The organism is Acinetobacter sp. 24-47-66 (assembly GCF_056779755.1).
In genome coordinates, this window is the sequence record NZ_JBWYIL010000018.1 from 22,015 (window position 1) to 47,687 (window position 25,673).

The window sequence follows — 25,673 nt, forward strand, 5'->3', positions numbered from 1 at the left end:
TAGGTGCTTGGATCAGCTTTTTTAAGTTTATGCTCGGTTAAATAATTATCAATGCTACTTTTAACTATATAACAATTTTTCGATTATTTTTGAGTCATTTACCAAACTACTCAGAAACAATCGTTTGAAAATAGGCATCAAATCGACATGCATCACCTAACCATTGATGATCAGGTTTTTGTGCATTGAGATAAACAGCATGCCTTGGTCGCTTTACAATAACTCGCTTAGCAACGCTTTGAGCCAATGCCAATAATTCATCACCTAAATCCATCTCTCCATCTTCTGGTAACAGAAGATGTAACAGCTGCATTTGTTTTTTAACTTGCGCTTGTTTTTTAATGGCATTTTGATTTTGGTCGCGCTGTGGAAACATTGGATCTAAATACACCACATCGGCATTGACGAATTGGTTCGCACATTGCTTAAGATAATCAGCGGAATCTGAAAAAACCAGCTGAATACGCGCAACAACACTCTTTAAAAATGGGTCAAGACTCGCTTGTTGATGAGTAGATTCTAACAAAGTATATAAAATTGGATGTCGTTCAACTAATGTAACATTTGCCCCTAAATGTGCCATCAATAAACTGTCATGTCCAAGCCCTGCGGTGGCATCAATGAGCTGGGGTTTTTCAGATAACTGGCATGCCCTTGCAATCATTTCAGATTTCAAGCTAGCACGTTTTAAGCGACCGACTTCGGCTTTCCAATCAGGTTGCATACGCATGCCCTGTGCGCACAGCCACAACCCATCTTGATCAACACAAAGCGCAAGTTCAGGATGATGTCTGAAAAATCGAGCATTCAATTTTTCAACCTCTTCGATTGTTGACTGCACCCCACGAGAAGAAAGCACAGCATTAAAATGCTGTGCTTTCTCAAGAAAATCTCGTTCAGCAAATAAGCGTATTTCGCTTACCATAATTTCCAACCTGTAAATGCAAAGAGAAGGATCACTAAACCTGAAGCAATTCGATACCAAGCAAAAATCATAAAATCACGTTTTGCGACATAGGCAACCAAAGCTCGAATGAGTAATAAAGCTGAGACAAATGAAACAATCAACCCAGTTGTCAACACTGCCCAATCTTCAGCAGTCTGGAACACATCATAGCTTTGATATAAATCTAATAATCCAGCACCAATAATGACTGGAATTCCAAGAAAGAATGAAAATTCGGTCGCTGCTTTGCGGGAAACGCCTAAAAACATTGCCCCGATGATCGTAGCACCAGAACGTGATGTACCTGGGATCAAAGAGAGCACTTGAATTAAACCAATCCAAATTGCATCTTTATAACTGAGCTCTTCAACTTCTTTGACACGTATTCTTGGGGGATTTTTTTCTACCCAAATGATAATTAAACCACCCACAATCAGGCCAATTGCAATCGCGTAGTTATTAAATAATAGCTCTTTTACTGTTTGCCCAAAGGTCAAACCTATTGCAACAATTGGGATTGAAGCCAAGATTAAACCAAATCCGAGTCTTCTACCTTGTGCTTCGCCAGTGACCATACCCGTTGCAGCACCCCATAAGCGCGACCAATATTCATAAATAACCGCTGCGATTGCCCCCATTTGAATGGCAATCACAAAGACATCACTTTTTTCCTTGGTCCAGAAATTCATGAGTTCAGCGGCTAAAATTAAATGGCCTGTACTAGAAATGGGTAAAAACTCAGTAATACCTTCAACGATACCCATAATTGCCGCTTTAAGCAGCAGTAAAAGATCCATAGAAATTCCTAATTATGCTTTGCCTTGTTCTGGAATTTTTTTCCACGCATTGTCACGTAAATAAACGGGTAGTGCGAGATCGGCACTGAGCCAGTGTTTTTTTAAAGCATGTTCACGTGCAATCGTCGCTATATCCTCAGCAGTTGCTTGGACATTTGAATAATCATTTAATTCGGGATGAATACATTTTGTTCCCGAACCAATCATTTGAAACTTTTGATAGGCTGCAGCATTTTCATAATTTAATAATTGCTCTTCATCCACCAACTGCATTAAACCTTGAGCATTTAACTGAAAACTTGCGATGTAGACCTCACTCATTCTTGCATCAAGTACAGCCGTAACTTCTGTCAGTTGATACATTCGATAAGCAGCCTGTGCCAGAGCTTGAAGGGATGAAACAGGAATCACAGGCACGTCATGTGACCATGCAAGTGCCTGAGTGACTGCTGCATTAATACGCACACCGCTGAATGAGCCAGGACCACGACTAAAAGCGATCGCATCCAAATCTGAAACGTGTACTTCAGCTTGCTGAAAAGCTGCTTCAATCATTGGGAGGATAGATTGGGTCTGCGCTTTTGCACGATCATCTAGTTTATAAAAAAGTACTTGATTCTCATCAATTAACGAAACTGAGCACTGCTCATTGGCAGTTTCTAATGCAAGCAATTTCATGCATGCCCCTATAAATCGTTAAAAATGGTGCTAATCATACTCCACTCGAATTATTCCTGCGAGAGCAGATCTGTTCAGATTTAGTGATTATTGAACGCTGGTATGAATATCAACACTTATATTTAAAATTCAAATTTTTCAAGCTGAGTGAAATTTTTGAAATGATGCGCATAATGCATCGCACTCATTTTGAGTTTAGCTTCTGCAAACTCATCTAATGTTTTAATTACTTTGCCAGGAGAGCCCATCACCAATGAATTATCTGGGATGATTTTACCTTCTGGAATCAACGCATTCGCGCCAATAATGCAATTTTTACCGATTACAGCATTATTTAATATGACGGCGTTGATACCAATCAAACTATTATCTCCAATCGTACAACCATGTAACATTGCTTGATGACCAATGGTGACATATTGCCCAACATTCAATTCAATGCCGGGATCAGTGTGTAAGACGGCATTTTCTTGAATATTACTGAAATCACCAATACGAATTTTGCAGTTATCCCCGCGTATTACCGCACCAAACCAAACACTCACCTCTTGTCCAAGTTCAACATCGCCAATCACAGTGGCATTTTCTGCAATCCATCCATTCCATGGTTGAATCGTCGTTGAAGGGGTTTTGTCTTGAAATTTGTACATCATATGCAGCAATCCTATGCATTTAATATTTTAATGTTGTTTGAAAATTGAAGATTTAAAACTTGGGGAATTGAGCAAAAAGGGCCAGTTTTTTTTATAATTTAAGCCATACTGAAACAACGAAATCAGGATCCTTGCTGTAAGACCCCATATCACCTCATTCTCAACTCTTAAACTTGGAAAATAGATTGATTGCTTAGCCAATCGAACTTCATAAGGTGTTGGGCGAGCATCCATCATTTCGCGTATTGAAGCAAAAAAAATACGATCTATTTCTGTAGGTTGTGGGACAAGCTTCACATTAGGCGGTATCAATCCAACAACAGGTTTTACTAAAACACCCGCTTTTGAGCGCTCTGAAGGCAGATCACCTAGCAACTTTACATCGAACGGATTCAAAGCCGTTTCTTCCCATGCTTCTCGGAGTGCAACAACAATATTACTGGTGTCGTTCGGATCTCTTTTTCCTCCTGGGAATGACACTTCACCCGCATGATTATTCATATAAATAGAGCGACGCGTCAGCAGAATTTTAGGATCATCTTCATTGGTGATTGCAAGTAATACTGCAGCATCAGCTTTTTGAATGCGTTTAGAAAACCTAAGGTGTTGTTGCAGTTGCAATGTTAATGAATGATCCATCATCTTGAATAGCTCGATCTCTCTTTTTTATTCTCATCCCATCATATATGAAATTTTGTGCATAAGGCTATAAATGATGCGAAAGTTATTTTTTTGGGGTATGCTGAATCATCTCATTTTTACTTGACAGCATATGCCTTTTTGCACGGCCTGTGGGCAACCGACGACCGAACAGATTCCTTTAGGTGATCATAAAGTACGCCAAGTCTGTACGCATTGTAAGACCATTCACTATGTGAATCCGAAGGTCATTTGTGGAGCCTTAGCGATTTGGGAAGATAAAGTACTCTTATGTCGTAGAGCGATTGAACCGCGCTATGGTCTTTGGACGCTACCAGCAGGATATATGGAACTCTTCGAGACAATGGAGCAAGGTGCAGCTCGTGAAACTCGTGAAGAAGCTGAAGCTGAAGTGGAAATTGAGCAATTGTACTGTATGTACAATATCCCTCGTATTGGTCAAATTTACGTATTATTTAAATCTCACCTTGTTGAAGGTAAATTTGGAGCTGGTGAAGAAACCATCGAAAGTCGTTTATTTGAAGAACACGAGATTCCATGGGATAGTTTAGCTTTCCCAAGTGTTGAACGAACGCTTCGTCATTATTTTGAAGACCGAAAATCGAATCATTTTCCTACACACTTAGAGACCTTAGGTACTCGACTTGATCAAACAGGTTAAAAAAAACTCCATCTCATAAGATGGAGTTTTTTTGGTTAAGCTTTTCGACCTATTTGATAACAAGGTGTTAAAGCAATTTCAATTGTTCCTGTTCTAAGCTTTGCTAGATTAAGTTGTTCAGTCGTTGGTTTATTCTCTGGAATCGAATTGTACGTGTGTTGGTATGTCGCATGCGTATTCACCCATTCAGCTGCGGCTGTAGAGCCCTTAGTATCCCAACTCGTGATATTAATACCCGCTCTTATGTCATTATTTACGATTAAGTTTTGTAAATTTAAACGTACACCTCCAGATGACACAAGTTCACTATTAGAATCGACTCCAAAGTCTGGTCTGTTATTTAGTCCAGCTCTGACCCCATTTAGGTTCCCAAAAATTGGATTCGCTAGAATCATACGTATTGTCAGAGATTTATCATTTGCAGTTGAATATGTTGTGCCTGTCGTACCAATAATGAATTGTTGAACATCCAATTCATCGGTCATGGTTGAAGTATTCTTAATGCTTGGACAAGTGGTAGATTTTAAACTCGATGCAGTACGATTGGTTCGTATATCTCCATTTTCATCAATGACGATACTCACTGTTTGTGATGGAATCGTTTTATCATTAAAGTTAAACACTAAATCTGCGTATAATGGGAAAATAATTTGATCCCCAGCTTCAACATTTTTACGTGTTTTGAACACTTTACGATCTAAATAGCTCACTGGACTGTATTTTAGAATATCAAGCTTACCTGTATAGCGCTCAGAATTGACATCTTGATGCCACTCCCCATATACCTCAGTGCTTGTAGGTGTATCCTTGCTGCCTAAGAATCCTTGATAAGCATACTGATTACCAGGAATAATGGATTGACCAAACAGAGTTCCTTTATAGATTTCTAATTTATCATTTGAAGATTCAATACTTTTAAAAACTAAAGGTTTTTGTATTTTTTGTGAGATATTATTCAACCAATCTTTTGAATTAGAAACGACATCTAATTTTTCAGGTGGTACTTGATTGATTAATAATACTCGTGCTAACTCTTCTGAAGTATTACTACCCGTAACAATTGGTTTCCCTCTCCACTGTGAGAGATAACCACTCGCATAACCTTCGCGCGTAGTAATTACGCTCATATCAGCAATTGCTTGATTATTGTTTAGGCTTGAGCCGTGAAACCCTGCGAAATTAGTATTTTGTCCAATAAAGAGTAAGTGATTGGCCTGATAAATACCCACACTTCTCATTCTGATGATCTGTTGTGCTACTTTTTCCGCATCATCAATTGATACCTTATCGACATCTAACCATGGTTTCAGGATCTGAACATAACTGCCATTGTTGAACTCATTGGCCGTTATATTTTGGCTGATCACTTGAAGACCATCCAAATTGTCTTTTGACAGCACAACTTGCTGTATATCACCAGGTACATTACTGATTTGATCTACACCTAATGTTTGCAAAATTCGTATAATTCCGACCATTGCGTTATAGGTAGGATCGGACATATTAAAATTTTCAATTGGCTTACCAGTTAGCCCTTGAGCCATATCTTGTACACCAATCTGAATATAAACATCGCTCATTTTCTTAGGCACAATTGAACCTAGATCGACCGTCCCTAACTCAATTTTTCGAGCACTGGCTTCACCCTGAATATAAAATGTAACTTTGTCTCCCACTTGGCATGAACCAGTTGCAACATTAGGATCGAGTTCAGTTCGATAGTGATTCAGTTTGTCAGTACTACAATCGAACTTTAGTCCCTCTACAGGATAGTCCAAGACAAATCCAAGACAATTAGCATCATTTGAGGTTAAACAACCATTAGAGGTTGTAACGGAACCACGGTTAGGATCTTCATTTATTTTAGCACTCTCTCCACCACATCCAGTCAGTGCTAAAAAAAGCGTGGAAAACGTGAATGGGATAATATTAGACTTTTTCATTCTAGTTCTCTTTTATTTGATGGCCTTAAGCTTTAGCTGACCAGTATTCACGAGTTTTTGATTTTGAATATCAATTGATTCGACTAAAGGGGTGAGTAATAAATATCGTGTTTGAGGTGGTTTTTTTAATATACCTTCGAGTGCAGAGTATGTCGTGACGTTGGCTTGAGTATCTGTACTTTTAAAACCAGTCGCTCCCTCTAAAATGCAACCTTGCTGATCCAAAAATACTGCAATCGGCCAATAAAAAGTTGGGTTATTTTGAGATGAAGCAAATGATTGAATTTGAATCTGATCAATTGATTCATCTAACTCCACCACCTCGTAAGCAAAACGTTCTTTCAATGGCGCAACTGGCCATAAACCAATTTCACCTTGAGCACCCTTCAAACGCTTAGCTTTCTGAATTTTTTTATCTTGAAAACATGTATGTTCCAAAGATTCTGCAAGATCTTTTGCTTCAATACGCATGTACGTACTCGATAAAGCCATTGCTTCTTTCGCTGTAGGCTCTGTCGGCTGTAGGAACTGAGATAAAACGGCTTTGGTAATCCCTTTTTGTCGCTCAATTGTTTCAAAACGAGCTGCACCTACACCCTGCGTATCAGGAACTACATAAAACCGTTTTCTTCCTTCCAGATTAAACTCACGATCTTCAAGATATTCATGATCAATGTATTCAACACCATCAATTACAGTTACAGGACTTCCTGTTTCAGCTTTCAGTGAACCACCTGCGTTTTTGCTATCTGAAATCTGCTCAACACGTTGAACGCTTTCTTTAGAATTTTGATCGTGTGTAGATTTATTTTTTGTTAATGACTGCTCATGTTTCGTATTGACTTTAGTCTGTGCAAGATCAATTTTCGTCATTTGATCTTGAGTCTTTTTTTCAACACTCACTGTTGATTGTTCAACATTGTCATTTTGACTGCGCCCAACTGATTTGCTCGCTGTAGGAGCTTTAATACTTGGCTGAGCGATTTCAACCTGTATTTTTTTAGGCTCATCTGCTGGTTTTTTTTGAATGATTTTTGGCTGAACATTTTCTCTTTGAATTGATTTTCGATTTTTAATAGATTCGTTTTTTTGAGCACTAGATGCAAATCTTTCGATGACAATCGGTCTACCATCTGGACCTATAATTGTGTAAAAGTCTTGGGCATTCAATGTAGGACATATTAAAAAAGAACCTGCGCATAAGACACAACCGAGAGACTGGCTTACTCTTGTCTTTATTTGTTTAAATTGCTCAAGATTTAAGTCCATTACCATCTCGTTCTATAATTTATACCTAAAATCGTAACTTTGGTATTCGTCGATACATTTAAGCCAGCATATGGATTAAGTAATAAATTATCCACGGCGTCTAGATTGGCTAGGCTACTTGATCCCGCTGGAATTCTATCGCGGCTACGAAGGAACCCGACTGATAAATCAATATCTGTATCTTCATCAAAACGGTAACCAATACCCAATCCAAACAATTGTGCATTATTGATCGGTACCATTGTATTCCGCTTTCCATCTGGGATCGCACTTGTTCTAGGTTCATAACCAGCACGGAATTTCAAACGGTCATTGGCAGAATATTCAACGCCAACGCCCCAACTCCATGGAGATTGAAAACCTAGAGGCAGAGATAAAGATGAGTCTGTTACATCATTAGATAACAGTTTTGCAATTTTCAGAGCAGAAATTTGACGATCGAACTCAAATTTAAACTTATCCCAAGCCGCATAGTCAGTCCATCCCACATCGAAATTTACCTGTAAGTCCGGGAATACTTTGTACTTAATCCCTGCTTGGAAATGTGCTGGATATTCTAAATCCATAGACATTAGACCAGTTTCAATCGCAGGTACATAGTTCGGAAAACCAAGTATTGTTGCCAAAACTTGCCCCGTAGGTGAGGAGTTTAGTCCTTTGATTAATTCTCGGGATGCGTTTCCATTTTCTACAATATATTTACCCTTTAAGCGCATTTTAGCACCGCTTTGGTAAACCAGCCCCAAACCAAACTCTTCAGTAGGTTCCCACAAGACACCTAGGTTGTAGCTTGGAGATAAACTCTGCTCCAGTTCAACATTGATCTTTCCAAAGGTTGAAAATGGATTCATGCCCTCATTGGTATTACATAAGCCGAATAGCAAAATATTCGTGACAATATTGTCATTTCCTCCACGGAAAGGGGCACAGACAGACTCATCCACCATCCTAAGAAGACCTATCATTTCATTTGGAAATCGCAAATCTGTTTTCATGGCAATGGCTTGATAAGACATTCCCACTGAAGCACCAATCGAAAGTTCATCATTTACTTGATAAGCAATCGATGGCGATAAATATGTAATACGCTCCATGGCAACTTGCTGCCCCATGAAGTTACCCGGATTACCATCTTCTGCACCGAAACCTGCAACCAGAGGTGCATAAACTGCAGTAGCGAAAGTAAACTTAGATCCTGGTGGATTGTAGGAGATCCCTCCAGTTGGAGCTGCTACTGGCCATCCTTCTCCTAAATCCACCATTTTTTTCAATACAGGAATATATAAGGATGCGTACTCGACATCACCTCTCACAGAATCCTTAAAATCAGTACAGAGGTTTGATGGATTATCAAGCGCATCATTACAGATTAATGGATCATCAGAATATCCAAAGACGTCATAACCTGATGGCGCGGAAAATTCACGCTGAATATCAAAATTAGCAACTAAGCCTTGAACGTCGGTTTGTAACCCTTTGAGTTTGGTTAAACCCGCAGGGTTAAAGTGAATTGCACTAATCCCGGGTGGATCTGCAGTGACAGCATTACCCATTGATAATGAGCGTACATCTACAGATAAATTCTGCCCAAGGTGTGCAAAGACTTGCGTACTACATCCACTCAGAACAATTGCTGTAACTAAAGGATGCAAACGGAATTGACTCATTTCCGAACTCCTTTAGCTTGCTTTTTTCTTACCGAAGCCAAGTATATCTAATGGGAACGATAGGCCGAGAGACACATCTGGAGAGTCTTCAGTTAAACCGATACCTATCGTTCCATTGACAATCGTCTTCGGACTAACACGTACACCGAGTGCCACCGCAAACATAGAGCTGGTCTGAGTCGCAGGCTCGTAATATTCACCTGTATCATATGTAAATTTGGTACCCATGTTCATCGATTGCTGATAAGACATGGTCAAGGAGACATCATAGTTAAATGAATATGCAAACCCGAACGAGAATCCAGCCGTAACACCGGGTTCAAAAGTATCTAAAACACGGTTACGCCCGGTTAAACCTTCACCTTGAGTATTTCCTCCCCCTCGGATTTGATTTAAGCCAGATTCTTTAAAACCATAATTTGTTGATACTGACGCAAATAATACAACTGGATCAATATATTTTGTTGTACTTGCACCAACACCAACTGAATAATACCCCTTACCTGTTGAGAGATCCGTCAAAGGATTAATTTCATAGGGGCTATCACCTGTTTTTGTCGATAGATTACCAAACAAAATAAGTGGCAAACGACCTTCTTTCAGTGGAAATGGCTCCCAACGCGCCCCTAAACTAATATCACCCAAACCAGCAGTGGTCGTATCTTTGACACTATCAGACTTTGCAACCAATGGAATTGAAGCGTTTAGCGTGATGTTATCTCTTAAACCATATTGCGCTGTGATGGTATTGGTAATCGTATGATTTGCATCTTCATCAATACGAAGTTGATACAATTGTCCTTCATCGATCGAAGCATTTATTTGTGAATCCCGATAGTACGAATAATCAAGATCATAGAACGTTGAAAACTCACCACGCTTAATCAGTGAATATTGTCGCTCATTAGAGGAAAAAACTTCCTGCAAGTTAGTCTCTTGCGTCGCATCACCTTCTTTTTGTTGGAGCGCATTTGCAGCCTGCCCTTCAACACCTGGCTTAAGAGAAGGTGTTGCATCAACATTTTCAGTAGATTCTGCCGTATAACTTGATTGTGCTTGTTCAAGCTCGGTCGCCGAACTATTTTCAGTATTATTTTGAGTATCTTGAGAAATATTCTCTTCTGATGGAGCTTCAACTGTTTCGGGTGCTGCATAGACGCCTGTGACAATCATTTGAATACTGATTGCGAGTAGCGTTCTTTTCGTCCATTGATTATTCATTTTACTTCCTACCACAATTCTTCATTATTTGGATTTTGTTTCAATTCAATTTAATTGCATTTAAATTACTTACGTTTATAGTAAAGCCGCATATATGTTGTAATGGGTTGATTATACGTTGGAGATTTGGGATCAAGATCTAATACTTTACGCATAGTTGAGGCTTTATCTGCGATTTTATTCATATAATCTGACGAAAATTGTGCATCAACTAAGGCGTAACGGTTAATTGTTGCATCATCGACATGTCTTAAATCTGTTTCTTGTAATGCCAATAGATCTTTCTGTTGAGATTCAGGAACGTTCACTAAAAATAAGGTATTGTTTTCCCAAATTTCTTTAAATCGTGCTTCATCAAAACTGATATTTCCTAATGCAGGGTCAGCAACATAAACCCTTCCATCTTTATATGCTTTGTATACAACAAAGTGCTTAAAACCTGCATAGTGAATTGGAACAATAGCAGGTTGTGTCTGTTTAATCAGGTCTTTGAATTCACCACGGTACCCCCCACTTTCATAACCTAAAGCAGTGACGAAGCGCTTCATATCCAATAATGAAAAGCTTCTACGCTCAATGATTCGATCATACTCGCCAAATCGCAACAATCCCTCCATGGTTTGTTGTTCTGTCAAATTTAGACCAGCGTGACCATTAAGAACTGTCGTCAACGCCGCAGAACCACAACTATAGTCATACGCTTGACGAACTATTCCTCTAAACTGATTTTCGATAGCCGGCTTGATAGCTACAGGTTCACGGTGATTTTTTGTATAAGATAGATGTCGTGAGTCTGCAATCTCACTGTAATAAACTGCTTCGCGTGGTTTTTCTTTAATTTCGAGAGCATGACTCGCAAAAAAATACATAATTGCAGAGCCTAAAGTAATTTCTATCATAATGTTAACTGTTCTAGTTCGGCGTACTTGCCTTTATGATTCTGTAGTTGGAGTTTGCACTCACATTTATTCTTATATTCAGAATACCTTTTTCATCCTAAAAATACAGTACTTTTACTTTTTAATTTCAAATTCGCAAAATTTAAAAAACGCGTGATCAACACGCGTTTTTTGTATAAAAACTTAGTGACCAGAAATTTTGATTGAAGTGCTACCCAAATTCAAACCTTGAACTTCGATTGAACCGATACTCTTATTAGCTTCACCTAAAGAAACTTTTTGGATGTAAGCATTCAATGGTGATTGAGCTGGGCTGATATATAATCCATCTTTTGTTACACCAATTTTGGCGTCAGCATTCAGGTTTTTACTGCCTGAACTTGTAACTTTCAAGCCCTCGATTCCAATGCTACCACCGCCCGATGTAGATGTATCATTAATAGTTAAGCTTGTAGATAAACCACCAGTGATTTCAGAATCAACAACAATCATAGCGCCTTGAGGTGCATTACCTAATTGAACGTTTGCTTTGGTTGCACCCAATGATAATGTTAAACCTGTAATAATTTGTTTTTCAGAACCTTCAACAACACCACGAACATTGTCATCAGAACTGTAAGTGCCAGAGCTTGCAACCCCAATAGAACCAACATTGATGTCTAAAGCACCAGTTTCAGCAAGAACATTAAGTACCGCTTGACCACCAACATCTGCGGCATCAACTTTCAACGTTGCTAAGTTTTGAGTATTTCCAGTACCCTTTGAAATCGTTAAACCGTTAACCGTGATTGCACCAGCACCAATTGTTGGATCAGCAGTGCCAGCTGTATTAATGGTCGTATCACCGAATGTCAAAGCGCTATTTGTAAAACCATCATTATCATGAATATATAACTTATCGATTTCGATACCAGCAGTTGTATCAATGGCAATAGTAATACCATCTTGACCAGTCGTTGCGCTGAGTGATGCATCATCCATTGCCTGCATCGCCATAGCATTCACGCTCACCGCCATTGAAGAAACTAAAGCCAATTTTGTGAATAATTTCATTATGTACTCTCCCAAGAGCATTTTTTTCATTTTTTTGACTGCTCTCCGTGTTTCTGAAGTTTTTATAATTTAACGACTGAAACTTCATCCTTGAGCAGTTCGCTTTGCAGTATTAAGTTAACCTTATGTTATCTTATGATCAATATCTGTTAAGAAAATTCGACCTATTCCCGATAAATGGCATAAGTGCGAACTAGTATTAAATGGGTGATGCAAATTTTCTGAAAAGAGTGTAACAAGTCACAAATGGTAAGTGCTTCATTTTTTAAACAAAACTTAAAAATTTCAGGACTATGTAAAGCTGATTTTTTGCAAAAAATTGGTTCATTGACAGGATTGGTATATCTTGAAAATCAGGATTTACCGATTATCGGATTTTTGCCAAAAAAATATTGCGTTTATATAAACGGCGGATTCAGTCAATTTGTGCGTTGCTCTGATTTTAATTATCAGTATGAAAGTCAATTTTCTTCACTCAAAGATTTTGTTCAATGTAGTGAAAATCCACTTTCTGACTCTGCACGCCATTATTTCAGAGGTGGTTACATTGGATACTATGATTATAATTTTGCAGCAAATTTTCAAATCAACACCAAGGTAAAAAAACAACCACAATTGTTTTTTGGCTTGTATGAAAGCTATTTGATTTATGAAAATAATGATTGGATTTTCTATAGCACTGAACATAATGCCGATTGCCTTTATACGCAATTATTAAACTGCATTCAGCAATCTAGTCCATCATCATTTCAACTCAGTTCACCCATGCAAGCACGTTGGACTAAACAACAATATCGAACTGCATTTCAACGAGTACAAGATTACATTGTTGCTGGGGATTGTTACCAAATTAACCTAACTCAAGAGTTTGTAGCACAAGCTGAAGGTGAGCTACTGAGTGTAGCTAAACCTTTTTGGGCACTCACAAATGCTCCTTATGCTGCTTATCTTAAAATTGATAACCTTGAACTTTTGAGCTGTTCACCTGAGTTGTTTATCGAATTTAGACCCAATAAAAAAATGATCACTAAACCGATCAAAGGCACCACGCCACGCTTTAAAGATCCTCAAAAAGATCAAGAATCCAAACAAACACTCATCAACTCTGAGAAAGATAAGGCCGAAAATCTGATGATTGTTGACCTTCTCAGGAATGATTTAAGCATTTATGCAGAAACTGGCACTGTCAAGACACCAAAATTATTTAACATTGAAAGCTTTAATCAAGTCCACCACATGGTCAGTGAAATTGAAGCCATGTTAAAATCCGATGTTCATCAATTAGATGTTTTACACGCAGCGCTCCCCGGCGGTTCAATAACGGGGGCACCCAAAATTCGAGCGATGGAAATTATTGAAGAACTTGAAGAGTCCCCACGCGGTGCATACTGTGGCTCTATTGGTTATTTCAATTTTGACGGTACTGGTTCTTGGAATATTTTGATTCGAACAATTCAAAAATATCAGCAAGATGTGTCTATTTGGGCTGGTGGTGGTGTCACAATCAGTTCAGATTGCGATGCAGAATATCAAGAATGTTTTGATAAGGTTGATGCCATGCTAAAACTGATGAATCAATGGTACGAATCATAAAAAAAGCGACCTATCTGGTCGCTTTTTCCACAACAAAAATTTGCAGCACTCACACTTTTAAAATGTCATTCTTCAAGGTGTCTACTAAACGTTGATTTTGCTCATCGGTACCAATGGTGATACGCAAATACTGATTAATGCGTGGTTTATTAAAATATCTTACGATAATGCCACGCTCTCGCAATTCATTTGCAAGCTGACCTGCATCTTTGCATGGTAAAGTTGCAAATATAAAATTTGCGGCAGAAGGCAACACATCAAATCCTAAAGATTGCAGTTGCTCAACTAACTTTATACGACTGGCAATCACTTTGGCATTTTGCGCTTCGAAATAGGCTTGATCCTCGAAAGACGCCACTGCAGCGGCAATCGCAAAACGATCCATTGGATATGAATTGAAGCTATTTTTTACTGCTTCTAACGCTGCAATTAAATGCGGCTGTGCAATCGCAAACCCGACCCGTAATCCTGCAAGCGAACGTGATTTCGAGGTCGTTTGACAGACCACCAAGTTGTCATATTTTTCTACGAGAGCCACCGCAGACTCAGCACCAAAGTCCACATACGCTTCATCAATCACAACCACTGAATTTGGATTCGATTGAAGTACTTCCTCAATTGCAGACAAACCAAGTGCAATGCTGGTAGGAGCATTTGGATTGGTGATAATGATGCCGCCATTTGGTTGCTTATAGTCATCCACAACAATTTCAAACTTTTCGTTTAAAGGCAAAATTTGAGTTTTCACTCCAAAAAATTGGCTATAAACAGGATAGAAACTGTAGGTAATATCTGGATAAAGAATTGGCAAATCTTGAACAAAAAATGCCTTAAAAATATGTGCTAAAACTTCATCAGAACCATTACCAACAAATACATGTCCCACTGGAACATGTTGCTGTTTCGCAATTGCTTGCTTTAATTCAGATGCATCAGGGTCAGGATACAAACGTAAAACATCCGCGCCATTTGCTAAAACTTGTTGTACCGCTTCTACAACTTTTGGAGATGGTGGATACGGGTTCTCGTTGGTATTTAATTTTAAAAGATTTTGGATTTTGGGTTGTTCACCAGGCACATATGGCTCTAGTTCACGTACTTCTGGACTCCAAAAACGCATTTGTTCTACTGTAATATTCATTTTTAAATTCTCTAAATTCCCCTCACTGACTAAGGAGGTTAGGGAGAGATTTTTTAATTACCCTCACCTAACCTCACTTGCATTTCTATTTCAAGCAATGCTTAAAAACAGATTTAGAGAGGAATATTCATACCAAATTTATGGTTTAAATTACTGATAACGATATCGCGCTGAACGAGCGTGAGCATCTAAGTTTTCTTGCTGTGCAAGAATATCTGCTGTTTTCGCTAAAGTTTTCACGCCATCTTCTGAACACATGATTAAGCTTGAACGCTTTTGGAAATCATACACCCCGAGTGGTGATGAAAAACGTGCCGTACCCGAGGTTGGCAATACATGGTTCGGACCTGCACAGTAATCACCAATTGCTTCAGGCGTATAACGCCCCATGAAGATAGCACCTGCATGGCGAATACCTTCAGCCATTTCTTGTGCTTCATCTAAACATAGCATCAAGTGTTCAGGGGCAACTTGGTTGATCAATTCCACACCTTCGGCACGGTCTTTAACTAAAACGAGTGCACCACGATTAGCAATAGAAGTTCGTGCGATTTCTGCTTTAGGAAGTGCTTTTAAGTGCTCTTCAATTGCAATCGCGACATCATGAAGCAGTTGCTCGTCTGGCGTAATAAATACAGCTTGAGCAACAGTATCATGCTCCGCTTGAGACAGAAGATCCATTGCAAGCCATTCTGCATTATTGTCCCCTTCAGCATACACTAAAATTTCTGAAGGACCTGCAATCATATCAATACCTACCTGACCAAATACGGCGCGTTTTGCTGCTGCAACAAAACGATTGCCAGGTCCAGTGATTTTGTCTACTGCTGGAATAGTTTCAGTACCATAGGCCAATGCTGCAACCGCTTGCGCACCACCAATCGTAAATACACGAGTGACACCTGCCAAATACGCAGCTGCCAACACCAATGGATTTAAATCACCATTTGGTGCAGGCACAACCATAATAATTTCAGGCACTCCTGCGACGTGTGCAGGAACTGCATTCATGAGTACTGATGATGGGTATGAAGCTAAACCACCTGGCACATAAATTCCAACACGGTCAAGCGGCGTCACTTTTTGGCCTAAGGTGTTACCCAAAGCATCAACATAGGTCCAACCATCTTGTTTTTGTGCCTGATGGAATTCACGGACACGATTTGCAGCCAACTCTAAAGCTTCTCGAACTTCAGTCGTTAAGTGATCAAATGCAGCTTTAAGTTGCTCTTGTGTCAGTTCTAAATCTGAAAATTGATGCGCTGGATGTCGATCGAACTGTTGTGTGAGTTTGAGAACATGAGCATCACCATGTTGACGAACATCGGCAATGATTTGGTCTACTGTTTTTAAAAGTTCTGGGTCACTCACGGTTTCAAAAGCGAGCAAGTCAGCAAAGTCTTGCTTAAAATTTTGATCTTGAGTCGATAAACGTCGCATCAATTTATCCACAATGAAATAAAAGGGAAGCTTTAGTTTACCTGTTTTCTGTTGATTTGTGGGCATCTTCATTCAACCAACTCGTATAGAGATCATTGAAAATAACTTTTGATTAAATTGAATTTTCTTTTCAGCTATATTCTTAAAATTATTCGTTTTTATTCGAGGGAATTTTAGATGAAAGAAATAGAAAAATATGTTGGATACTATTTAGGTGTTTATGTCGTTGTTTTAGCTATTTGTGGATTCTTTCAATACTTTTATTACTGTCAAGGTCAATCATTGATGTGTGCCGTTACTAAAACTGGAATCGTGGATATAGTAACTGTAACCGCTTATGTACTGACGCCAATAGTTGCAATTATCGGATTCTTAAATTGGAAAATGCAGCATAACTCACTAATTCTTGCAGATGAAGCTAAAGAATTACTCATTGCAATTAATGATGATATTAGAATATTTACAGATATCTCATCCTTTTTTAGAACTATTAATCCTGATTTAAAAATTCAGGAAATATATAACGAAGATATTTCACATTTTTTAAGAGACTTATCCACTAACTCATCGAAAATACTTTCCAAATCAATGATACTCTATGAATTAAATGATGATCCTAATTTCTTTAAAATAAGAAATGATTATTCCTTTTTCTTAAACCAACTTGAAAGAACAATATTTAACTGCTTAAATCACAATTTATCAGCAGGTGAAATATTAGATATCCTTGATTCTTATAGAAATTTATTTATGAAAAATAATAAGATCTATAAACGGCAAGTTAGAAAATATATTCTAGCAGAATAAAAAAACCGCCCTTTCGGACGGTCTATCAAACATAAATTAAATTATGCTTTTTTAGCTGCTTCACGTTCATCCACCGCTTTTTCAAGCTGTGCAAGAATCGGATTAAGTAAGGCTTGCTTACGCTTAAAGCTCGCTTTGTTCACGATTAAACGAGAAGACACTTTGCAAATTTCTTCAAGAGGCTCTAAGCCATTCGCGCGAAGTGTATTACCTGTGTCCACGACGTCGACGATGTAATCACCCAAACCAACCAATGGTGCAAGCTCCATCGAACCGTAAAGTTTAATCACATCAACTTGCTCACCTAAGCTCGCATAGTATTGACGCGTCAAATTCACGTACTTGGTCGCGATCTTCAAACGACCTTTCGGACGCTCCATACCCACTTTGCCCGCTGTCATTAACTTACAGTTTGCAATTTTAAGATCTAATGGTTCATAGACATTTTGTGCACCATGTTCCATCAGTACATCTTTACCTGCAACACCAATATCAGCCGCACCATTTTCTACATACGTTGGTACATCAGATGCACGTAAAATTAAAATTCGAACATGTTTATGCGTCGTAGGAAAAATTAATTTACGCGATTTATCTGGGTCTTCTAAAAGATTAATCCCTGCTGTTTCTAGCAATGGCAATGTCTCTTTTAAAATACGACCTTTACTTAATGCTAAGGTTAAACCATGATCAAAATTGCCCATTACGTCAAAATTAGGATCATCGTTTCTCATATCGCTCATTAACTTACTCGCTCACTCGCTTAATTTGGGCACCTAAACCTTGTAATTTTGCTTCAACATCTTCATAACCGCGATCAATGTGATAAATACGGTCAATTAAAGTCTCTCCTTCAGCAGCTAAAGCAGCCAAAACTAAAGAAAATGAAGCACGCAAATCTGTTGCCATAACAGGTGCAGCTGAAAGTTTTTCAACTCCTGTTACAACTGCATCATTACCTTCAACCTGAATATTAGCGCCCATACGTGACAATTCAGGTACATGCATAAAACGGTTTTCAAAAATCGTTTCTGAAATTGTTGCAAACCCACGACCAATTGCATTGACCGCCATCAATTGTGCTTGCATATCTGTTGGAAAATCTGGATGAGGCAATGTACGGAAACTAACGGCTTTAGGACGCTTACCCATCATGTCGAGTTCGATCCAGTCATCACCGCGCGTAACTTCTGCACCCATTTCTTCAAATTTATCCAACACTGATTCCATCAGCAATGGATCTGTATGTGTCGTTTTAACTCGTCCACCCGTAATAGCAGCAGCAGCTAAATAAGATCCTGTTTCAATACGGTCAGCAACAACTGAATATTCACAACCATGCAAACTTTCTACACCAGTGACGATTAATGTATCCGTATCTAAACCTTCAATCTTCGCACCCATCTTAATGAGCATTTGTGCAAGATCAGTAATTTCAGGTTCACGAGCCGCATTACGGATGGTAGTAACACCTTCTGCTAAAACAGCAGCCATGAGGATGTTTTCTGTCCCACCTACAGTGACCATATCGAAAACAACTTCACCGCCTTTTAAGCGACCATCAACTTTTGCATTGACATAGCCGGCTTCGACTTCAATTTCCGCACCTAAAGCTTCTAATGCTTTTAAATGCTGATCAACAGGACGTGAGCCAATAGCACAACCACCAGGTAAAGATACTTTTGCACTACCGTAGCGCGCCAGCAATGGGCCAAGCACCAAAATAGACGCTCGCATAGTCTTGACGAGTTCATATGGTGCAAATTGATTATCAAGGGTTGAAGTATCAGCGACAACAGTATCACCTTCATACTTCATGGTAATCCCAAGACCTGCAATTAATTTTACAAGCGTATGAACATCTTTAAGCTTGGGTACATTTCTGAGCGTAATTGGTGTTTCAGCAAGAATCATTGCTGCTAAAAGTGGCAATGCAGCATTTTTTGCACCAGAGATGCGAACTTCGCCTTCTAGTCTTTTACCACCAGTGATTAGAAATTTATCCATTTATTCCTTAAGCTCCGAAAAGACTAGCTTTGCGCCATTCTTCTTTTGTCATTGCGCGTATGGTTACAGCGTGAACTGCACCACTTTTAATATATTCGTTAAGAGGAGCATAAACTGCTTGTTGACGAGCAACTGTTCTTTTACCTTCAAACAGATCATCTACAATACGGAGGTCAAATTTCCCACCTTGTCCACTTACAGCAACATCAGCAGAAGGGAAAGCAGCTTTTAAGATTTCAGTGAGCTGTTCACTATTCATTGCAAAGACCTCTCATGGGACGATCGATTGTGTAAAAACGGATTATTTTACTATAACTCATTCAATGAATTCATCAGCTATACAATTTATCTATAAAAAAAAGAGGCAATATACCTCTTTTTTTATTTTCAGCTATATACCGTCATATAGGCAGCGGCTGAAAAGCCATTTGCATTTTACGATATCGCATTAACTGTCTTTTTATTTTCTCAGTCAATTTTTTAATTGATGCATACATATCATCGCCAGATGCCTGAGCAAATAGTTCGACGCCTGGTAAACGCACGATTGCTTCAGCGATATGATTCGAACTTCCTTTTTTCGAACGCTTATCGACTTGGTGATCCTTTGTGAGTTTCACCTGCATACTATTGACCTGATCAAGGTGCTTGGTCATTTCGGCGAATTTACAACGAATATTCTCTTCTATTGCAGGAGTAATACTTAAATGATGTCCACGAATTGTTATTTGCATAATCCTATCCCTCTCCTTCTAAAGGATTTGATTGAGTTAAGCCATGTGATTGCATGACAGAACATTCAACATAGAATTATTCTGCAAATTTAAGTCATGAAATCATGCTGGCTAAACCTCGTGTAACTAAAAAAAAGAGATTCATTATTTCGTCATAATGAACCTCTAGAATAATCACACTTCAAATTTCAGATCAAGACTTTTCGATCGGATGATGCAGGAATATGTAACGATTCGCGATATTTTGCGACTGTACGACGTGCAACATCGATACCATCCTCATTTAACAACTTAGCTAAACTGTTATCAGATAATGGTTTTCTTGGGTTCTCTTCAGCAATCAACTTTTTAATTTTTGCTCGGATCGCAGTTGAAGAAGCTTCACCACCTGACGTTGTTCCAACATGGCTTGAGAAAAAATATTTAAGTTCAAACAACCCTCTCGGAGTAAGCAAATATTTATTGGTCGTTACACGAGATACTGTTGATTCATGTAACTCAACCTCCTCCGCCACATCTCTCAACACCAAAGGTTTCATTCCTTCAGCACCCAACTCCAAAAAATCTCGTTGATGCTGAACAATACATGTCGCTACTTTTAAAAGCGTTTTGTGGCGCTCATCTACACTTTTAATAAAATTTTTAGCATCAAGCATTTGATTACGTAAATATTGATTATCTGCACTTTGATCAGCTCGACGAATCATATTTGCATAATAAGGATTGATGCGTAATTTTGGCAAAATATCCGGATTTAAATGCACATGCCAACTGTCATTTTTCTTTGCCACCACAACATCAGGCACTTGATATTCAGATTCTTTATTTTCAAACATTAACCCTGGATAGGGTTGTAATGATTTTAAAAGTTGTATCGCTGCTTTTAACTGTTCAAGTTTAAAACCTGTTTGCTTCAGTAATTTATTTAGGTCATTGGCAATCAATAATTCATAATGCTGCAATAACAATAACGCGTCATTACGGCATGGTAAGGTATTAGGCAAAACTTGAAGCTGAACATATAAGCATTCCACAAGATTGCGTGAACCAACGCCAATCGGCTCTAGTCTTTGAATATGTTTCAACACCACTAAAATTTCATCAATCTCAACATCTTCTTCAATATCCATCTGTGCGAGTAAAGTCAGCACTGCGTGGTGAATTTCTTCAACGCTCTCATCTAAAAAGCCTTTTTCATCCAAACCATCTACGATGCAATAAGCGATCAAAAGATCAGTTTGGGAGAAATTTAGAAGATTAACTTGCTCTAAAATATGATCTTTCAGTGTATTTTGAATTGATCGATTATCCTCACGTTCTTCATATTCTGGTAATTCCATTGATGATGATTGATGGGTATATACATCATCCCATTCCGTATCTACAGGTAAATCATTTGGCAAATGATCTGCATTTAATTCTCGAGTAAGATCACTAGCAGAGTTTTCCTGATTCAAGTCCTCCAAACTTTGCATTGGAGAATCATCATCCACCTTTTCAAGTAAGGGGTTACTATCCAACTGCAATTGAACTTCTTGCTCCAACTCTAAGCTGGATAATTGTAAAAGTCGGATCGCTTGTTGGAGCTGGGGTGTCAAAGACAAAGAATTGGATACTTTTAGTCCTAACGCTAATTTCATAAATCATTACCCCCTAACATCGTTATTATTCAAGCAATAATCATGCCTACAATTCTTATAACATAAGTTTCAAGTGCTAGGTTAATCAATTAGTCTTAATTGTTAATAAAAAACAAGTATAAAATATATTATAATTCAATCACTTTTTTTTAATTAATATTCAAAAAAAATATGAACACTCAAGTTTAAATTAAAAAAAATAATTTTTTAGCGTTATCTGCAGTTATGGTTGATTAAAAATAAACCACTTACTCATGATCAAGGTTTTATAAGCTCATGATTTATTTCGCGTTGATCAAAAAATCTAAATTCATTTGAATTTCGAGTATTTTTTATTCTTTACTTATTCTCATAGAAAGTATAAAAATAATTAATAGTTTATTTTGAATAGATTTCAACCAAATTTGAGAACTGTCAAAATTATAAGAACGATGCACTACAAGACATGGAGATTTCTTGATGAAAAGTCTATCTGGTAAAGTCCTTCTCAGCGCATTAGGCTTCATCATCGCTGGCGGAACAATGAGTCAAGCCAATGCCACTGACACCATTGCGAAAATCAAAAAAAATGGAAAAGTGATCATCGGGTATCGTGAATCTTCTGATCCAATCTCATATATCGTGGGTGGTAAACCTATGGGTTATGCCATCGATATCTGTAATAACGTAGCTAACGAATTAAAAAAAGACTTAAAACTCCCCAACTTAAAAGTTGAATATAAAGCGGTTACTTCTTCCACGCGAATTCCTGAAATGCTCGCTGGAAACATTGATATGGAATGCGGGACGACAACCAACTCTGTCCAGCGACAACAGCAAGTCAACTTCTCTACAAATTACTTTGCCACTGAAGTACGTATGGCAGTCAAAGCTTCAGCGCCTTTCAAAGATTTAGGTGATTTAAATGGTAAAGCCGTTGCCACAACGCAAGGTACAACCTCGGATAAATATATTAAAATGGGTGCACGAGGAGAAAAAATAAAAGTTACCAATGTCTATGGTAAAGATCATGCTGATTCTTTTGCAATGGTCGCTTCGGGACGTGCAGCTGCATTTGTTATGGATGACAATATTCTTGCAGGGCTCATTGCCAAATCATCAAAACCTCAAGATTTTAAAATTGTAGGTCCAGTCCTTTCGTCAGAACCTTACGGAATTATGCTGCCTAAAGGGGATGCCAAGTTTAAAGCGATTGCAGATCGTGTGGTAACTGGAATGTGGAAAAATGGTCAAATGGATACCCTTTATAAAAAATGGTTCTTATCACCTATTCCACCACGCAATATCAATCTAAACATGCCTATGAGTAGCTCATTTAAAAAATTAAAAGCATCTCCGAATGATGCAGGGATTAAATAACAAAAATTATGAGGGCTTAAATAAAAACACTTAAGCCCTTTTTTCTCGTAACCATTGCAGGAAATTTCAATGGCTGTTGGTTCTTTAAATTGGACGTCATTTTGCTTGGCATCCAACGAATATGGCGTTGATAAAAAAGATTGGGCTGAATCTATCTGTAGTGCGATTGGAGGTTCAAGTTATTCAGCTGTTGCTGATGCACCGACCTGGTTACAAATACTTGGATCAGGTATTTGGACCATGATCTGGACTGCTGTCATTGCCTTTTTCATCGCATTTTTACTTGGTTCACTTATTGGCATTATGCGTACATTACCCAATAAGTTACTTTCATTCATTGGGACTTGTTATGTAGAGTTATTCAGAAATATACCCTTAATCGTTCAATTATTTTTCTGGGCATTCGTTTTTCCTCAACTCCTGCCATTAAGTATGAGTACTGGAAGTGGTGAAATGGTTCCTGGCGGATGGTGGCAAAATATTTTAAATAATAATCCAGCAATTATTGGTGTATTTGCACTGGGTCTATATACCGCTGCAAGGATTGCTGAGCAGGTTCGAGCAGGTATTAATACCGTTTCACAAGGTCAAAAAAATGCAGCTTATGCGATTGGTTTAAATTTAAACCAAAGTTATCGTTATGTCATTCTGCCAGTGGCTTATCGAATCGTTTGGCCAACACTGACATCAGAAGCAATGAATGTATTTAAAAATTCAGCCGTACTTTTTGCCTTAAGTGTTTTGAATTTTTTTGCATATACCAAAACAATGCGAGAAGAAACCTCTCAAGACGTGGTCATTTTAATTCTTTCAACACCTGTTTATCTCATCATCACTTATTCAATTAAATACCTGATGGCATGGATTGAGAAACGGATGGCTGTACCAGGTCTAGGTTCGGGAGGTAAATAAAATGGACTTTAGTGTTCTAACTCATCCCGATGTCGTTGCAAGTTTGATCGCTGGTTTTAAATTTACAGTTACAGTAACCATTCTTTCGATTATTGGTGGGATTCTTCTTGGTACACCAATCGCGATGATGCGTCTATCAAATAATAAAATTGCCAGTGGATTTGCAAAATTTTATGTCGACTTTTTTCGAGGTGTTCCCCTCATTCAAGTTATTTTTATCTTTTACTTTTTACTTCCTAAGTTTTTCGATTTCCAATATCACACCTATTGGGGACCTTTATTTTCAAGTGTAGTAACCTTCGCCATTTTTGAGGCTGCCTTTTTTTCAGAAATTGTCCGTTCTGGCATTCAATCAGTTTCTAAAGGACAAGTGAATGCAGGTTACGCCTTGGGGTTTAATTATCGCCAGACGATGTCATACGTAGTTTTACCCCAAGCTTTTAGAAATATGTTACCCGTGATATTGACGCAATCCATTGTTCTTTTTCAAGATGTGTCTTTGGTTTATGTCATCAGTGCACCAGATTTCTTAGGCAATGCAAATACTTTAGCTAATACCTATGGTTCGGAAACCAAAGCCGTTTTCTATCTAGTTGTTGCTGTCGTCTATTTTGTCATTTCATTTGCACTTTCACGACTAGTTAAACGCTTACATCAAAAAATAGCCATTATTCGATAAGGAGAATCAAAATGCCAATGATTGAAATTCAAGATGTATCCAAATGGTATGGAGATTTTCAGGTACTTAGCGAATGCTCAACCACTATCAACAAAGGTGAAGTTGTCGTTGTATGCGGTCCATCTGGCTCAGGTAAATCTACACTTATTAAGACAGTAAATGCTTTAGAACCTTTTCAACAAGGAAATATTATCGTTGATGGTACCGCTTTAAAAGACTCTAAAACGAATCTAGCAAAATTCAGATCTAGAGTAGGTATGGTATTTCAACATTTTGAACTTTTTCCTCATATGACTGTGTTAGATAACCTAACAATAGGACAAATCAAAGTACTTAATCGCTCAACTGAAGACGCTAAAATAAAGGCCTTACAATATTTGGATCGAGTAGGTTTGACAGCACACAAAGATAAATTTCCAGGACAATTATCAGGTGGTCAACAACAACGTGTCGCGATTGCACGTGGTCTTTGTATGGACCCAGTCTGTATGCTTTTTGATGAACCCACTTCTGCATTAGATCCTGAAATGGTGGGTGAAGTGCTTGAAGTCATGAGCCAACTTGCAAAAGAAGGCATGACGATGATGTGTGTTACCCATGAAATGGGATTTGCAAAAAAAGTTTCAGATCGAGTGATATTTATGGATCAAGGCAAAATTCTAGAGGATTGCCCGACTGATGACTTCTTTAATAAGCCACTAGAGCGACATGAAAGGACAAAATATTTTTTAGAGAAAATTTCAGCAGTACACTAAACATCAGAATGAATCCAAAAATTTCGCGATATCTACTCAAATTATTTTCAAATTCGATTTTTATATATATAAAAAAACACCCCCTTCTATTGAAGGGGGTGTTTAGAATAATGAGCTGGCGATGACTTACTCTCACATGGGTAACCCCACACTACCATC

The 25,673-nt window shown here is 38.3% G+C and carries 25 protein-coding genes; 7 read left to right on the forward strand and 18 right to left on the reverse strand.

What is annotated here, in order from left to right; translation table 11 throughout:
• Positions 1 to 106 precede the first annotated feature (106 nt).
• The 5 genes from AC1M84_RS13065 to AC1M84_RS13085 form a co-directional block, all read right to left on the reverse strand.
• Positions 107 to 925, reverse strand: coding sequence for a class I SAM-dependent methyltransferase (locus tag AC1M84_RS13065; RefSeq protein WP_481595143.1), 819 nt, complete (start codon positions 923 to 925; stop codon positions 107 to 109).
• Positions 919 to 1,743 carry an undecaprenyl-diphosphate phosphatase gene (locus tag AC1M84_RS13070; RefSeq protein WP_035268259.1) on the reverse strand — a complete coding sequence of 275 codons (825 nt, stop codon included), beginning with the start codon at positions 1,741 to 1,743 and terminating at the stop codon, positions 919 to 921. The genes AC1M84_RS13065 and AC1M84_RS13070 overlap by 7 nt, the downstream gene beginning before the upstream one ends.
• Before the next feature lie 12 nt (positions 1,744 to 1,755).
• Entirely contained in the window at positions 1,756 to 2,421 is a 666-nt protein-coding gene (tsaB, locus tag AC1M84_RS13075; RefSeq protein ID WP_092768604.1) for a tRNA (adenosine(37)-N6)-threonylcarbamoyltransferase complex dimerization subunit type 1 TsaB, read from the reverse strand.
• Between the two features lie 122 nt (positions 2,422 to 2,543).
• A complete protein-coding gene (locus tag AC1M84_RS13080) occupies positions 2,544 to 3,074 on the reverse strand; it encodes a gamma carbonic anhydrase family protein (RefSeq protein WP_035268256.1) in 531 nt (176 codons plus the stop codon).
• Positions 3,075 to 3,101: 27 nt separating this feature from the next.
• Positions 3,102 to 3,716 (reverse strand): CoA pyrophosphatase, encoded by a 615-nt coding sequence (locus tag AC1M84_RS13085; RefSeq protein ID WP_035268255.1) that lies wholly within the window; start codon positions 3,714 to 3,716, stop codon positions 3,102 to 3,104.
• 130 nt (positions 3,717 to 3,846) lie between these two features.
• On the opposite strand from AC1M84_RS13085, the gene AC1M84_RS13090 reads away from it, so the two are divergent.
• Positions 3,847 to 4,395 (forward strand): NUDIX hydrolase, encoded by a 549-nt coding sequence (locus AC1M84_RS13090; protein WP_035268253.1) that lies wholly within the window; start codon positions 3,847 to 3,849, stop codon positions 4,393 to 4,395.
• A 35-nt stretch (positions 4,396 to 4,430) separates the two neighbouring features.
• Here the strand turns inward: AC1M84_RS13090 and filF are convergent, their stop codons facing one another.
• The 6 genes from filF to filA form a co-directional block, all read right to left on the reverse strand.
• The gene (gene filF / locus AC1M84_RS13095) at positions 4,431 to 6,338 is read right to left on the reverse strand and encodes a putative pilus system protein FilF (protein WP_481595144.1); all 1,908 of its coding nucleotides are present in this window, start codon (positions 6,336 to 6,338) and stop codon (positions 4,431 to 4,433) included.
• Between the two features lie 12 nt (positions 6,339 to 6,350).
• A complete protein-coding gene (gene filE / locus AC1M84_RS13100) occupies positions 6,351 to 7,607 on the reverse strand; it encodes a putative pilus assembly protein FilE (RefSeq protein ID WP_481595145.1) in 1,257 nt (418 codons plus the stop codon).
• Positions 7,607 to 9,274: a putative pilus system OmpP1/FadL family transporter FilD gene (filD, locus tag AC1M84_RS13105; RefSeq protein WP_180028732.1), complete on the reverse strand. Its 1,668-nt coding sequence runs from the start codon at positions 9,272 to 9,274 to the stop codon at positions 7,607 to 7,609. Before filD ends, filE begins: the two co-directional genes overlap by 1 nt.
• A 12-nt stretch (positions 9,275 to 9,286) precedes the next feature.
• A complete protein-coding gene (filC, locus tag AC1M84_RS13110) occupies positions 9,287 to 10,495 on the reverse strand; it encodes a putative pilus system protein FilC (protein WP_481594033.1) in 1,209 nt (402 codons plus the stop codon).
• A gap of 65 nt (positions 10,496 to 10,560) precedes the next feature.
• Positions 10,561 to 11,394 carry a putative pilus system C39 family peptidase FilB gene (gene filB / locus AC1M84_RS13115; RefSeq protein WP_481588027.1) on the reverse strand — a complete coding sequence of 278 codons (834 nt, stop codon included), beginning with the start codon at positions 11,392 to 11,394 and terminating at the stop codon, positions 10,561 to 10,563.
• 183 nt (positions 11,395 to 11,577) lie between these two features.
• Positions 11,578 to 12,447 (reverse strand): putative pilus system protein FilA, encoded by an 870-nt coding sequence (gene filA, locus AC1M84_RS13120; protein ID WP_092768589.1) that lies wholly within the window; start codon positions 12,445 to 12,447, stop codon positions 11,578 to 11,580.
• A gap of 246 nt (positions 12,448 to 12,693) precedes the next feature.
• Here filA and pabB point away from each other — a divergent pair, with 246 nt between their 5' ends.
• A complete protein-coding gene (gene pabB / locus AC1M84_RS13125) occupies positions 12,694 to 14,040 on the forward strand; it encodes an aminodeoxychorismate synthase component I (protein WP_481595146.1) in 1,347 nt (448 codons plus the stop codon).
• Between the two features lie 49 nt (positions 14,041 to 14,089).
• On the opposite strand, the gene hisC is transcribed toward pabB, so the two are convergent.
• Positions 14,090 to 15,181 (reverse strand): histidinol-phosphate transaminase, encoded by a 1,092-nt coding sequence (gene hisC / locus AC1M84_RS13130; protein ID WP_481595147.1) that lies wholly within the window; start codon positions 15,179 to 15,181, stop codon positions 14,090 to 14,092.
• Between the two features lie 150 nt (positions 15,182 to 15,331).
• On the reverse strand, positions 15,332 to 16,633 hold the full coding sequence (gene hisD / locus AC1M84_RS13135) for a histidinol dehydrogenase (protein WP_481595150.1): 1,302 nt from the start codon (positions 16,631 to 16,633) through the stop codon (positions 15,332 to 15,334).
• Between the two features lie 165 nt (positions 16,634 to 16,798).
• Here hisD and AC1M84_RS13140 point away from each other — a divergent pair, with 165 nt between their 5' ends.
• A complete protein-coding gene (locus tag AC1M84_RS13140) occupies positions 16,799 to 17,428 on the forward strand; it encodes a hypothetical protein (protein WP_481595148.1) in 630 nt (209 codons plus the stop codon).
• 41 nt (positions 17,429 to 17,469) lie between these two features.
• Here AC1M84_RS13140 and hisG read toward each other — a convergent pair whose 3' ends face one another.
• From hisG to AC1M84_RS13165, 5 genes are all read right to left on the reverse strand, one after another.
• Positions 17,470 to 18,171 (reverse strand): ATP phosphoribosyltransferase, encoded by a 702-nt coding sequence (hisG, locus tag AC1M84_RS13145; protein WP_035268927.1) that lies wholly within the window; start codon positions 18,169 to 18,171, stop codon positions 17,470 to 17,472.
• A 4-nt stretch (positions 18,172 to 18,175) separates the two neighbouring features.
• The gene (gene murA / locus AC1M84_RS13150; protein WP_180000148.1) at positions 18,176 to 19,435 is read right to left on the reverse strand and encodes a UDP-N-acetylglucosamine 1-carboxyvinyltransferase; all 1,260 of its coding nucleotides are present in this window, start codon (positions 19,433 to 19,435) and stop codon (positions 18,176 to 18,178) included.
• A gap of 7 nt (positions 19,436 to 19,442) precedes the next feature.
• Positions 19,443 to 19,694, reverse strand: a complete 252-nt coding sequence (gene ibaG, locus AC1M84_RS13155; protein WP_180000146.1) for a BolA family iron metabolism protein IbaG — start codon at positions 19,692 to 19,694, stop codon at positions 19,443 to 19,445.
• 142 nt (positions 19,695 to 19,836) lie between these two features.
• Complete coding sequence (gene hpf, locus AC1M84_RS13160) at positions 19,837 to 20,169, reverse strand: ribosome hibernation-promoting factor, HPF/YfiA family (RefSeq protein WP_035268921.1); 333 nt, start codon at positions 20,167 to 20,169, stop codon at positions 19,837 to 19,839.
• Between the two features lie 188 nt (positions 20,170 to 20,357).
• Entirely contained in the window at positions 20,358 to 21,809 is a 1,452-nt protein-coding gene (locus AC1M84_RS13165) for an RNA polymerase factor sigma-54 (protein WP_481594030.1), read from the reverse strand.
• 459 nt (positions 21,810 to 22,268) lie between these two features.
• Between AC1M84_RS13165 and AC1M84_RS13170 the strand changes: the two genes are divergently transcribed.
• From AC1M84_RS13170 to AC1M84_RS13185, 4 genes are all read left to right on the forward strand, one after another.
• Positions 22,269 to 23,168 carry an amino acid ABC transporter substrate-binding protein gene (locus tag AC1M84_RS13170; RefSeq protein ID WP_180028739.1) on the forward strand — a complete coding sequence of 300 codons (900 nt, stop codon included), beginning with the start codon at positions 22,269 to 22,271 and terminating at the stop codon, positions 23,166 to 23,168.
• A gap of 69 nt (positions 23,169 to 23,237) precedes the next feature.
• Positions 23,238 to 24,080, forward strand: a complete 843-nt coding sequence (locus tag AC1M84_RS13175; protein WP_035270829.1) for an amino acid ABC transporter permease — start codon at positions 23,238 to 23,240, stop codon at positions 24,078 to 24,080.
• Position 24,081: 1 nt separating this feature from the next.
• Positions 24,082 to 24,759, forward strand: coding sequence for an amino acid ABC transporter permease (locus AC1M84_RS13180; RefSeq protein WP_180028741.1), 678 nt, complete (start codon positions 24,082 to 24,084; stop codon positions 24,757 to 24,759).
• Positions 24,760 to 24,770: 11 nt separating this feature from the next.
• Positions 24,771 to 25,514: an amino acid ABC transporter ATP-binding protein gene (locus tag AC1M84_RS13185; protein WP_035270823.1), complete on the forward strand. Its 744-nt coding sequence runs from the start codon at positions 24,771 to 24,773 to the stop codon at positions 25,512 to 25,514.
• Positions 25,515 to 25,673: the final 159 nt, after the last annotated feature.

Coding starts and splice junctions, on each gene's coding strand:
- AC1M84_RS13065 (WP_481595143.1), bottom strand. CDS start 925: ATGGTAAGCGAAATACGCTTATTTGCTGAACGAGATTTTCTTGAGAAA.
- AC1M84_RS13070 (WP_035268259.1), bottom strand. CDS start 1,743: ATGGATCTTTTACTGCTGCTTAAAGCGGCAATTATGGGTATCGTTGAA.
- tsaB (WP_092768604.1), bottom strand. CDS start 2,421: ATGAAATTGCTTGCATTAGAAACTGCCAATGAGCAGTGCTCAGTTTCG.
- AC1M84_RS13080 (WP_035268256.1), bottom strand. CDS start 3,074: ATGATGTACAAATTTCAAGACAAAACCCCTTCAACGACGATTCAACCA.
- AC1M84_RS13085 (WP_035268255.1), bottom strand. CDS start 3,716: ATGATGGATCATTCATTAACATTGCAACTGCAACAACACCTTAGGTTT.
- AC1M84_RS13090 (WP_035268253.1), top strand. CDS start 3,847: ATGCCTTTTTGCACGGCCTGTGGGCAACCGACGACCGAACAGATTCCT.
- filF (WP_481595144.1), bottom strand. CDS start 6,338: ATGAAAAAGTCTAATATTATCCCATTCACGTTTTCCACGCTTTTTTTA.
- filE (WP_481595145.1), bottom strand. CDS start 7,607: ATGGACTTAAATCTTGAGCAATTTAAACAAATAAAGACAAGAGTAAGC.
- filD (WP_180028732.1), bottom strand. CDS start 9,274: ATGAGTCAATTCCGTTTGCATCCTTTAGTTACAGCAATTGTTCTGAGT.
- filC (WP_481594033.1), bottom strand. CDS start 10,495: ATGAATAATCAATGGACGAAAAGAACGCTACTCGCAATCAGTATTCAA.
- filB (WP_481588027.1), bottom strand. CDS start 11,394: ATGATAGAAATTACTTTAGGCTCTGCAATTATGTATTTTTTTGCGAGT.
- filA (WP_092768589.1), bottom strand. CDS start 12,447: ATGAAATTATTCACAAAATTGGCTTTAGTTTCTTCAATGGCGGTGAGC.
- pabB (WP_481595146.1), top strand. CDS start 12,694: ATGGTAAGTGCTTCATTTTTTAAACAAAACTTAAAAATTTCAGGACTA.
- hisC (WP_481595147.1), bottom strand. CDS start 15,181: ATGAATATTACAGTAGAACAAATGCGTTTTTGGAGTCCAGAAGTACGT.
- AC1M84_RS13140 (WP_481595148.1), top strand. CDS start 16,799: ATGAAAGAAATAGAAAAATATGTTGGATACTATTTAGGTGTTTATGTC.
- hisG (WP_035268927.1), bottom strand. CDS start 18,171: ATGAGCGATATGAGAAACGATGATCCTAATTTTGACGTAATGGGCAAT.
- murA (WP_180000148.1), bottom strand. CDS start 19,435: ATGGATAAATTTCTAATCACTGGTGGTAAAAGACTAGAAGGCGAAGTT.
- ibaG (WP_180000146.1), bottom strand. CDS start 19,694: ATGAATAGTGAACAGCTCACTGAAATCTTAAAAGCTGCTTTCCCTTCT.
- hpf (WP_035268921.1), bottom strand. CDS start 20,169: ATGCAAATAACAATTCGTGGACATCATTTAAGTATTACTCCTGCAATA.
- AC1M84_RS13165 (WP_481594030.1), bottom strand. CDS start 21,809: ATGAAATTAGCGTTAGGACTAAAAGTATCCAATTCTTTGTCTTTGACA.
- AC1M84_RS13170 (WP_180028739.1), top strand. CDS start 22,269: ATGAAAAGTCTATCTGGTAAAGTCCTTCTCAGCGCATTAGGCTTCATC.
- AC1M84_RS13175 (WP_035270829.1), top strand. CDS start 23,238: ATGGCTGTTGGTTCTTTAAATTGGACGTCATTTTGCTTGGCATCCAAC.
- AC1M84_RS13180 (WP_180028741.1), top strand. CDS start 24,082: ATGGACTTTAGTGTTCTAACTCATCCCGATGTCGTTGCAAGTTTGATC.
- AC1M84_RS13185 (WP_035270823.1), top strand. CDS start 24,771: ATGCCAATGATTGAAATTCAAGATGTATCCAAATGGTATGGAGATTTT.